At 49.7% G+C, this 8,580-nt stretch carries 11 protein-coding genes and 1 pseudogene; 7 read left to right on the plus strand and 5 right to left on the minus strand.

Annotated features, from left to right (window positions below; genetic code table 11):
- The 3 genes and pseudogenes from L692_RS27575 to L692_RS0102110 all read left to right on the plus strand — a co-directional run.
- A pseudogene (locus tag L692_RS27575) lies at positions 1–217 on the plus strand (hypothetical protein); the annotation flags it as partial.
- Between the two features lie 327 nt (positions 218–544).
- Complete coding sequence (locus L692_RS0102105) at positions 545–835, plus strand: DUF6509 family protein (RefSeq protein ID WP_025696768.1); 291 nt, start codon at positions 545–547, stop codon at positions 833–835.
- Between the two features lie 433 nt (positions 836–1,268).
- Positions 1,269–2,198: an AEC family transporter gene (locus tag L692_RS0102110; RefSeq protein ID WP_025696770.1), complete on the plus strand. Its 930-nt coding sequence runs from the start codon at positions 1,269–1,271 to the stop codon at positions 2,196–2,198.
- A gap of 150 nt (positions 2,199–2,348) precedes the next feature.
- On the opposite strand, the gene L692_RS0102115 is transcribed toward L692_RS0102110, so the two are convergent.
- Positions 2,349–3,314, minus strand: coding sequence for a Gfo/Idh/MocA family protein (locus tag L692_RS0102115; RefSeq protein ID WP_025696772.1), 966 nt, complete (start codon positions 3,312–3,314; stop codon positions 2,349–2,351).
- 126 nt (positions 3,315–3,440) lie between these two features.
- Here L692_RS0102115 and L692_RS0102120 point away from each other — a divergent pair, with 126 nt between their 5' ends.
- Together L692_RS0102120 and L692_RS0102125 are read left to right on the plus strand one after the other, a co-directional pair.
- Positions 3,441–4,070 (plus strand): MFS transporter, encoded by a 630-nt coding sequence (locus tag L692_RS0102120; RefSeq protein WP_025696773.1) that lies wholly within the window; start codon positions 3,441–3,443, stop codon positions 4,068–4,070.
- 462 nt (positions 4,071–4,532) lie between these two features.
- Positions 4,533–5,576, plus strand: a complete 1,044-nt coding sequence (locus tag L692_RS0102125; RefSeq protein ID WP_025696774.1) for a hypothetical protein — start codon at positions 4,533–4,535, stop codon at positions 5,574–5,576.
- Positions 5,577–5,787: 211 nt separating this feature from the next.
- Here the strand turns inward: L692_RS0102125 and L692_RS0102130 are convergent, their stop codons facing one another.
- The 4 genes from L692_RS0102130 to L692_RS0102145 all read right to left on the minus strand — a co-directional run bounded on the left by L692_RS0102130 (position 5,788) and on the right by L692_RS0102145 (position 7,865).
- Positions 5,788–6,423: an NAD(P)-dependent oxidoreductase gene (locus tag L692_RS0102130; RefSeq protein ID WP_025696775.1), complete on the minus strand. Its 636-nt coding sequence runs from the start codon at positions 6,421–6,423 to the stop codon at positions 5,788–5,790.
- 71 nt (positions 6,424–6,494) lie between these two features.
- The gene (locus L692_RS0102135; protein WP_025696777.1) at positions 6,495–6,914 is read right to left on the minus strand and encodes a DUF5360 family protein; all 420 of its coding nucleotides are present in this window, start codon (positions 6,912–6,914) and stop codon (positions 6,495–6,497) included.
- Entirely contained in the window at positions 6,911–7,303 is a 393-nt protein-coding gene (locus L692_RS0102140) for a DMT family transporter (RefSeq protein WP_025696778.1), read from the minus strand. Before L692_RS0102140 ends, L692_RS0102135 begins: the two co-directional genes overlap by 4 nt.
- A 4-nt stretch (positions 7,304–7,307) precedes the next feature.
- Entirely contained in the window at positions 7,308–7,865 is a 558-nt protein-coding gene (locus tag L692_RS0102145) for a TetR/AcrR family transcriptional regulator (protein ID WP_051503426.1), read from the minus strand.
- Between the two features lie 267 nt (positions 7,866–8,132).
- On the opposite strand from L692_RS0102145, the gene L692_RS31605 reads away from it, so the two are divergent.
- Positions 8,133–8,327, plus strand: a complete 195-nt coding sequence (locus L692_RS31605; RefSeq protein WP_156940281.1) for a hypothetical protein — start codon at positions 8,133–8,135, stop codon at positions 8,325–8,327.
- Between the two features lie 66 nt (positions 8,328–8,393).
- Positions 8,394–8,580: hypothetical protein (locus tag L692_RS33375; protein ID WP_232238721.1), on the plus strand; the 187-nt coding region annotated here is incomplete at its 3' end.

Below are 8,580 nucleotides of genomic sequence, written 5' to 3' on the forward strand. Positions count from 1 at the left end.
TCTGTTTGCAGCCGCCATCGGCTCCGGCGCCGAGACGCTGACCGCGCTCGGGCAGGTTGCCGCTATCTGGGTGGGCGGCGGAACGCTTATCCCCTGGGCGCTCATTCCGGCTGCGGCGATCTGCGGCGTCAGTCCGTTCGAGCTGGCGCGCCGCAACGTGAAGCCGGTGCTGATCGGCCTTGCAGTCACTACCATCGTCGCCATGTTTCTCGTGTAACTCCATCATATTTCGCTGTCAGACGACAGCGGCGTTCCTTCCGATGCGACGCATGGCGACGAAATTCTACAATTGATAGTTCTGTGCAGAACCACTATAATCCCTATACCCTCATTTCTCGTTCAGCTGACGGGAAGACGGGCTGGCCGGACGAATCGCATAGCCGTTTCGCCCGGTCATTTATATCCGGGTATATCCGCGAGCGGAAGTGTGCTGGAGCTGGACAGGGCTGGGCCGGATTCCTTGTCTGGCGCTGTCCGCCAGGCTTGTGCTATGATGATCTCCTGAGTATGAAAGTGTCGGTAAGAGAAGAAGGAGTGGTGATCCATGCTTGCGATTTTGGGCTATACCGTGGAACAGATCCGGGACCCGTTCGGTATTATTGCGGGAACCCGTTACGAGTTTATGATTAACCTTGATATTCCTGAAGAGGACGAGCTTTATTCGGAGAACGGGGTCAGCGTCCGGGCGGTAGTCAAAGAGGCTGACGGAGAAGTGAGCGTCGTTACGTATGATGTCATGGAGACGACGACGCACCGGATTCTTGAATTCGACCTGGAGGATGACGAGGAGGAAGAGTTGGCCGCTTTTTGCAAGGAGCACTTGCCGGGGGAGTAACTCCGGCTACGCCTGCTGCGTTGTAAGTGCCCCTGTACCACTACCGTTTCCCGTTAGCGCAGTTACTGGGCGCATATACAGCTGTTGAATAGGTCATCCCCACGGATGGCCTTCATTGCGCTTAGGTAGAAATTAAAAAGAGTCCTGAAATTTATCAAGTCCAAAATGTGTTTCGTAGGATATGGGGCGGGAGGGAGATGCCCGGAAAAAGAATTTGGAAGAGCAATCGCAACCGGCTTACTTTCTTGAGGCGACAAGTGCCGCGTTATGACAAGGGAAGGGCTTTCTGTTGATAACCTTCCGTTAATGGAACAATAATCCTGGCCGCCTATATAGGCTGCGCCTATCAGTGATATTGATTACAGGTCTTGGACGGGTAGAGGACGGGTGGATATATTAGAGATAAAAAATCCGCTTAAGAGGTGTGCCTGCCGTGATTCAAACCGTGCTTTCTACTCTGATCGAAGTCGTTGTCCCTTTGTCGGTTCCGATTATTGCAGGTGCGCTAATCGAACGCTTTCAGCGTCTGGATACGAAGCCGCTGCTTACACTGTACCTGTATTTTTTAAGCCCTGCCATCATTCTGGACACTCTGGCCCATGCGAAAATTTCGTTTGGTGACATCTATTTAACGGCGGCGTTCACCTTGCTGAATCTGCTGTTTCTGTGGGGGACTGCAAGCGGCATCAGCAGAATTATGAAATTCTCCGCGCCCGATCAGGCGGGCTTGACGCTTGTTTCCGTCTTGACCAACAGCGCAAACTACGGGATTCCGCTGGTTCTGCTCGCCTTTGGACAAGCGGGTCTTGATAAAGCTTCTGTCTATATCATCGGGCAGATGCTTATCATCAATACGCTTGGCGTTTATTTTGCGGCACGATCCCATTTTTCCGTGAAGAATGCCGTCAAATCGGTACTCTCCCTTCCCGCGATCTATGCCGCCGTGTTGGCGCTGCTGCTCAGGGGATTCAATTGGCATCTGCCCGCCGAATTGGACAAGGGAATAAGCATGGCGGCGGGAGCTTACTCTCCGGTCGTGCTGGCGATTCTGGGCGCGCAGATGATGAAGGTAGTGCGGATGCCGAGCCTAACGGGAGAACGGTCGGTGTTCTGGACGGGTATGGCGGTGCGGATGCTGCTTGCGCCGCTGCTCGCGCTCGGGGTGCTGACACTGCTGGGAATTACAGGGACGCTCCGTTTCGTGCTGCTTATTCTGGCCTCCATGCCGGTAGCGGTTAACTCGGTCATTCTCGCGGAGCGCTTTAGTGCTTCCCCGACGTTTGTGTCCCGCTGCATTCTATGGACGACGCTGGGATCCTTCCTGGTGCTGCCCGTGCTCATCGCATTGGTAAGCGGAGAATAGGTCCTATGATGAACCGCTCCAGGGCAGCAAGCTGTCCATCCTGAAGCCTATCGCTCCCCAAAATGAGAACTAAAGCAAAACCGGTCAGGCCACGATATTTTCGGGCATTGACCGGTTTTTTGGCGGCTGAGCCGCTATCGTCATATTTTTTTATTCAAAAGGATAGGTTATGCCCCACTGCCCTCTGACATTGCTCATGATTTCCATAACGTCCAGTGACAGCTGAAGCGTTCCGCTGGCCCCTGCCGCAATCGCCTGCTCCATGTCCTTGATTTCATACTGGATCGCCTCGTCTGTATTCCCGGCTTCAACCGTTTCCGAAGTTCCGTCAAGATATTGAATAACGGCTTTGGAAGCGCGCGGGAAGTTGTCCACGGTAATGAAGCCCTGTTCTCCTGCGACTACGCCTCTCTTCGGCATTTTCGCCCGCATGGTCAGCGAGACCACGGCCATCTCGTCGGCAGCATTCTTCAGGAGAATGCCCGATTGCTCATCGACGCCCGTCTCGAACGGCTTGACGGTGGTCAGAATTTCATTCGGCTGGGCCGACAGGAAGAAGCGGGCAAACGACAGGGCGTAGGTGCCGATATCAAGCAGCGCGCCCCCCGCCAGATCCTTGTTGAAGAACCGGTTGTTCACGTCGTACTCTTTGTGGCTGCCGAAGGAGACCTGAATCATTTTGAGCGGGCCAATCTTGCCGGACTCGACGATTTGCCGCAGCTTGGTGTACAAAGGCATATGATAGATCGTCATTGCTTCGGCCACGACCAGACCTTTCTCTTCCGCCAAAGCCGCGATTTCCCGAAGCTGGCCAATGTTGACGGTAATGGCTTTTTCCGCGAGCACATGCTTGCCCTGCTTCAGACTCTCGATAATGTATTCATAATGATTGCTGTGAGGCGTAGAGACATAGACCGCGTCGATTTCCGGGTCCCGCAGCATTTCATTATAGTCGCCGTATGCCTTGGCCGCTCCGTATTCTTCGGCGAATTGCTGCGCTTTATCCAGACTCCGCGAACCCACCGCATAGAGCGTGCCGCCGATTTTCTGTATTGCCTCGGAGAATTCCCGGGCGATGCCACCCGGCCCGATAATGGCCCATTTGACTGTACTCATGAACATCCCTCCGTTTCGCATCGCTGGACGGCCTTCCGATTCTTCATCAAAGCACATATGTGCGTTTTGTCGAAAAAAGTGCCGAATATTCGCCTAAAGTATATAACCCGGCGGTTCATCTGTCAAATGACGCGGATCGCTCATGCAGCATCCGGCCTTGTAAGGCTGCGGCATAGCGAGTATATAGGACGCGCTGTCGACGGTCATTTACAGCAGGCTTTTCGATCTTGTGCCGTCCGCAGGCTTCTTATCGTCGGGCTTACGACGCTTGGGCTGTCCTCGGTGCTGGGCATTTTCGCGCATGACTTTCATGTGCTGCTGCTTACCCGGATTCTGCAATCGGCGGGATCGGGAGTTATGGCGGGCCTTGGCCTGGTGCTGGCCAGCCGGTATATCGGGGCCGAGCGGCGCGGCGCGGCGATTGCGATGATTTCGGCGGGCAGCGCCATGGCCTTCGGCCTTGGGCCGATCGTCGGCGGCCTCATCAGCGAGTATTTCGGCTGGAACGGCCTGTTCGCCGTCACTTGTCTGGTGCTGCTGGTGATGCCGGTTCTCTTCTTCCTGCTTCCCAAAGAGCAGCCGAGACCCGCGGCCTTCGACCTGACCGGAGCGGCTCTGCTCATCGTCAACGCGGCTACGCTGCTTGCCTCCATCACCGGAAGGTCGGCCGTCTGGCTGGCGGTCAGCCTGGTCTCGCTCGGACTTGTGCAGTGGTATCGGGGCGGGAGCCTCCGCGCAGTCAGCGTCCGGAGGTAAACGATAGAAACGGACGATAGTACGTGAAAAAAAACGGGACAGCCATCCTGCAACGAGAGATCACGATGGATAAAAATTTTTCAAGAAATCGAAAGATCATTTTCTTCTCGCTTATTTGCCTGTTCCTGCGGGTGGTAAGAAAATCAACACGTGATCATCAAACAGTAATATATTGATTACCCTGGCCTTTTTTTATCGGTCCGAGGGTCACTTTCGTATTGTCTTTTTCAGGTCTTCCATCGAGAGTTATTTTATAATGCTTCCGTAACCTTGGAGAGGTCTGATACGAAAAATTACTCTACCAGGTTTTAACGAAAATCTATAGGAATATTTACAATTTTATATTGAAAATAGGAATTAATTGGAATAGAATTACATATGAATCCATTAAAGGGGGGCTTGAGTAATAATTTTGATGTTTTTACCATGGCATATTAAATTAATCTGGGAGGGAATCTAAATATGAAAATTAAAAGTGTTGTAACAGCCGCCACATCAATTGTACTGTTTTTTTCATTGGCAATTCCAACTTTTGCTCAAACCGATAAAAAAGGTGACTACATAATAAGTAATGAAGCTGTTGACTTTTTGAAGGATCATAAAGTTGATGTGACTCCTTTTAAGAAATCTAATACAACAAGCGACAAAATTTATAGCAAGGAAAACCAGTCAGTTAGTATTTCAAAATCAGATTTGTATGATGCAAATATATTGTCATTAAAACAACAAGTTGCAGCTTACAATTTTAGTGATGACCAAATTCAAAAATATGTAAAGGGATTAGTTGATACTCCGTCCACAATTATCAATAACAGTGGTGCTAATACTTACAGTATTGCTAGTACCCCATATTCAACCAATCGCCCTGGTGATAACGGTATTGGCTACGAAGTAGTATCTGATTCTTCCGGATATAATACATCTACAGCTTTCGCAACCCTCCCTTATGTTAATAGAGCAGGTGGTTCTTCAGGATATTTATTTTATACTGTTTCAGGCTCAGATGGATGGGGTATTGATGTGGGTTTGTGGTATGGAGGAGGATATGAGGGTAACGGCTGGAGAGGCGTATACAATAGCCCGGATTTAGGGCAACATGCTACAACTAGCGCAATTAGTGGATTAACGGCAGGGTCAAGAGTATATTTCATTGCCAATGTCTTAAATAATGGATACTTGGAATTTAAAGCTCTTGATGCCAATAATTTCAATACTGTGTATACTGACTTTATTTATTATGTTGGCAACCATATATGGAGCACGAACGGTATTTTTAATAGACAAATTACATTGTGTAATGATACAGCGAACTTTAGCAATGGTGACTATTTGAATAATGCCAAATTTAGTGATGCATATCTCTATTCGACGACAGGCTACGCTCGAGTAACATCTGCAAACACTGTCCGGCATGGGGCATTTGGAACAAATGACACTAATCGTACTCAAGTGACAGTGAACAGTTATACTATGTGGGATTCTGAAGACGTTAGTATTACATTCTAATTAATTATACAAGGATAGTGCCACATGCAAAAACGAAAGTCTATTAAAGAAAGTGTAAAATTTATTGGATGGATAAACCTGTTGAACTTCAACAGGTCAGATTGAAGACAAACTCCCTAAGCTGCCGAAGCAGCCAGGGAGTTTGTTGGTTTGTTATTCATAGGATGATATCGTCCCAGTGGTCAAAGATCGTTCCTTCAAACTGCTGGAGTCAGTTTGAAATGCAAGGAGTCTTTCTTACATACTTCGCATCGTCAATCTGGTTAATGAGGAAGCGGGCAATATCTTCATTCGTAATCGTTCTGCCCGGAACATCCGTTAAATGTTCCTTGATGGTCCCCGTCTCCGCACCTTCGACCACGAAGGGCAAGCGCACAAGCGTCCAATCGAGCCCGCTCTTCATCAGAAGGGCCAGCTCTTTTTTCTTATCGGCAATCATCTTGCGAAACAGGATTTCAAACCCTTTGGACACGATTCGGTTGCTCCAGGACTTTCGGTCGCCTTCCACATTAAGAGACCCGCCGGTAACGCCGATATATCTTTGAATTCCATACTCGTTCATTACCGCAAGGATTTGACGTGTGATCCCGCTGTACAGCGGTTCAGCCTTTACAGGCTGCCCGAAGGTATTGATGACAGCGTCGCAGCCATCCAGAAGCAAGCGAATGGAGCTTTCGTTTCGGGCGTCCCCGGCGATAATCTGTATTTTGTCGTCATCATCGGTCCATTTCTTCGGGTTCCTGACAAGCAAGCGGACGCTGTGGCCGTTGTCCAGCGCTTTGTATGCGAGGTGACGTCCCGCTCTGCCGGTCCCCCCGATAATTGCAATGTGGTGCGATGTCTTCAAATGCTGTCTCCCCTTACATGTGAACAGTAAAAAGCTCCGTAATGCAAGCCGACCCTTTCCGGGACGGCGTTTCAGGCCCTACGGTTCATCGAAGCGTCTGTGAAAGCCATTTGCCGGACCAGCCCCGGTATAAAAAACAGCGGATAAAGAAGAAGGTACAGATTGGGAATCCACCAGGCAAGGTCAAAGTCCTGTTTGATGACCCAGAACGCTATGGCCTGAAGCCCTGAGCAAGAGGTGAGGATAAGCGAAATCAGGACCAGCGGCCTCCAGACCGGACTGGATTTACGGTAAAAATAGAGACTGATCAGGCCGGTTGCCGAGATCAACAGGTCAAGCGGAAGGAAGGACCAGTTCCAGACGGTCAGCAGCTTATTGTTATAATCCTGATACGCATACTCGGGGGGAATCCAATGAAACGCCGTGACCACCCAATAGACAAGAAACGAGAGATCTGTAAATAAAAACAACCCCCTCAGCCTGCCGCTCACCGTGATTTCTCCTTCAGCGCCGTTATCTCTCCCGGAACGACCTGTCCGCCCGGATTGTCGTCTTTCCCACGGCTTCCCTCGTTCAGATTCAAGCCGACGACCCCCGCAATAATGAGCACAATGCATACGGCCTTGAACGCCGTGATCTGTTCGCCGAACAGCGCCCAGCCGATCCCCGCCACAAAAGCGGTGCCCACCCCGGACCAAATGGCGTAGGCCGCGCTTACGGAGATGCCTTTCAGCGCAAGATTCAGCATGGACAGGCTGAGCAGATAACAGACAATAAGCAGGACGGAGGGAACGGGCCTCGTGAATCCCGCCGAGAGCTTCATGAACGTAGTGCCCGCCACTTCAGCGGCTATGGCCAGGATGAGCAAGAACCAATGCATGCTTTTACCTCCTTCTGATCCCGTTCATTAAAATGTCCACCAGCTCGTCCAGCGCTTCCCGAAGGGTCAGCCGGCCCGGATGCGCCGAGGCTTGCTCCATCAACCGGTGCAGTCCGCCGATATACATCTGGATAAACAGAGACGTATTGAAATTCCCCAGCAGCTCTTCGGCCTGGCCCTCCCGGATCATCTGCGTCACTCCGTCCCACTGCTCCTCCATAAAGGCGTTCAAGCTATTCCACACCTCGGGATAATACCGCTGCAGCTCGTACAGACGATTGAATTCAAAAAATTGAAAATCCTGCGGAAGCAGCACAAGCAAAGCCTGCAATTTATCCATCGTGCCAAGCCTCGGGTCATTCAGAATCGCCTGTTCCCGCTCTTTGACTTCCTCAATGGCCTGCTCGACCAGGTCGCGGATCAATTCTTCCTTGGAGGCGTAGCATTCGTATATCGTCTTGGTGCTGATCCCGCACTGCTTCGCCATGTCTGCCATCGTAAACCGAAAGCCTCTTGTCAAAATCTGCTGTTTGGCTTGAGCCAGTATTCTTTGCTTCATCATATGTTTGGGCAATGCCTCCCTTCTGCCGGAATGAGAAAGCGAGGAAAATATTATCGTTTTATTATTTTATTCTGCGGAAAATCCGTTGTCAAACATGAAGGTACGTCTGACCATCTGCTTTAAGTCTTTCGGTTTCATTATGAGAAATTATGTATGTTGATTATTTACAGACATTCGATAGTCAATATTCTCAAAAACAACCAGACGATTTTTATCATACTCGATCATTTGTGTTCGGAAGTTCAAATTTAAAGCAGAATATATTGATTGAAGAGAGGTGGAGAAAATAGGCTTCAACTGCTTCTATTATTGAACTCCAACCAAAATATTAATGAAAAGGTGGAAAAAATGAAAAAAGTATTTGGAATGAGTATTTCATTTGTTCTGGTATTTGCTATCATGCTGCTTCCTTCTGTTGCATTGGCTGATCCCGCTCCTCATCTGCTAGTGTTAGTATTATAGGCATCACTTCAGATGGAAACGATTATGAATGGAGCAACCCCAACCTCTCCGGAACGGAAGGTGTAATTGCTGTTTATTGCGAAGGAACTATTTGGACACCCCAATTACCCAGTCATTTGTCAAAGTGGAGTTATCGTGCCTACAACGCAAGCCTTACCTAATGACTATGTAACGGATTCAAGCGGTTACGTTGTTGGCACTATTTATCAGAATAGGAGAGAAGACCCCTTCCTCTGCAGGCAGGGGATGAATC

The organism is Paenibacillus forsythiae T98 (assembly GCF_000520735.1).
Classification (GTDB): domain Bacteria; phylum Bacillota; class Bacilli; order Paenibacillales; family Paenibacillaceae; genus Paenibacillus_AQ; species Paenibacillus_AQ forsythiae.

What these genes read in the sequence shown, in the direction of transcription:
- L692_RS0102120 (WP_025696773.1), top strand. Translation starts at nt 3,441, where the DNA reads ATGACGCGGATCGCTCATGCAGCATCCGGCCTTGTAAGGCTGCGGCAT.
- L692_RS0102125 (WP_025696774.1), top strand. Translation starts at nt 4,533, where the DNA reads ATGAAAATTAAAAGTGTTGTAACAGCCGCCACATCAATTGTACTGTTT.
- L692_RS0102145 (WP_051503426.1), bottom strand. Translation starts at nt 7,865, where the DNA reads ATGATGAAGCAAAGAATACTGGCTCAAGCCAAACAGCAGATTTTGACA.
- L692_RS0102140 (WP_025696778.1), bottom strand. Translation starts at nt 7,303, where the DNA reads ATGCATTGGTTCTTGCTCATCCTGGCCATAGCCGCTGAAGTGGCGGGC.
- L692_RS0102115 (WP_025696772.1), bottom strand. Translation starts at nt 3,314, where the DNA reads ATGAGTACAGTCAAATGGGCCATTATCGGGCCGGGTGGCATCGCCCGG.
- L692_RS0102105 (WP_025696768.1), top strand. Translation starts at nt 545, where the DNA reads ATGCTTGCGATTTTGGGCTATACCGTGGAACAGATCCGGGACCCGTTC.